A 708-nucleotide genomic window follows, 5' to 3' on the forward strand; every position below is an offset into this window, starting at 1 on the left:
GGCACCATTAAGGTGATGTTGATGGCGGTGGTCTCTGGCGCGGCTTTTTACCTTGTGATGTTGTCGCAAACCAGTTTTGTCGCCATGTTAGCGGCGCAGGTGTTGAATGGCTTTTTCATTGGTATTTGCGCGACGATAGGAATGGTCGCTCTGCAAGATATGATGAAAGATCGGTTAGGTACAGCATCCACGTTATTCTCAAATTTGCTCAGTGTCAGTACGTTAGTGTCGAGCATTGCCGTGGGCGCAGTCGCGGAGGTCTTTAACTACCATAGTGCTCTATACCTTTGTTTCATTGGTGTTGTGGTGGCGGCGGTCTTGTTGGTGGTGTTTGAAGTCGTCGATAAAAGACAAAAAGCAAGCAGCTCGGACAAGCCGGATTTAGCCGTAGATTAGTGTCTGATTGGATTGAGATTAAGCGAAATACAGAAAAAGCGCAGTGAGACCTGCGCTTTTTAATGATGAGATGGCGACGTTACTTAAACTCGTAAGTGTAAGAAATACCGATTCTATTATTCTGACCAAAGTCATCATCCGCTATGACTCCGAAGAAGTTGAACGATTGAGATTGGGTGAGTTTATGACTAAGACCTGTACCGACCCAGTAGCCAGAGTAGTTATCGGAACCCATAGAGCCGCCACCAAAGGTCATCAATGACCACTTTTCACTTAACGGCTTTAGAGCAAACATGCCCAAGTAACCGCCAT

The 708-nt window shown here is 46.2% G+C and carries 1 protein-coding gene and 1 pseudogene; one reads left to right on the forward strand and one right to left on the reverse strand.

The window, feature by feature from the left end:
- Window positions 1-396, forward strand: a 396-nt coding sequence (locus ACP45E_RS04090; RefSeq protein WP_141707218.1) for an MFS transporter, incomplete at its 5' end; no start/stop codon positions are given.
- Between the two features lie 79 nt (window positions 397-475).
- Here the strand turns inward: ACP45E_RS04090 and ACP45E_RS04095 are convergent.
- Window positions 476-708 (reverse strand): annotated as a pseudogene (locus ACP45E_RS04095) (hypothetical protein); the annotation flags it as partial.

This window comes from Vibrio genomosp. F10 str. 9ZD137 (assembly GCF_049974785.1).
Lineage (GTDB): Bacteria > Pseudomonadota > Gammaproteobacteria > Enterobacterales > Vibrionaceae > Vibrio.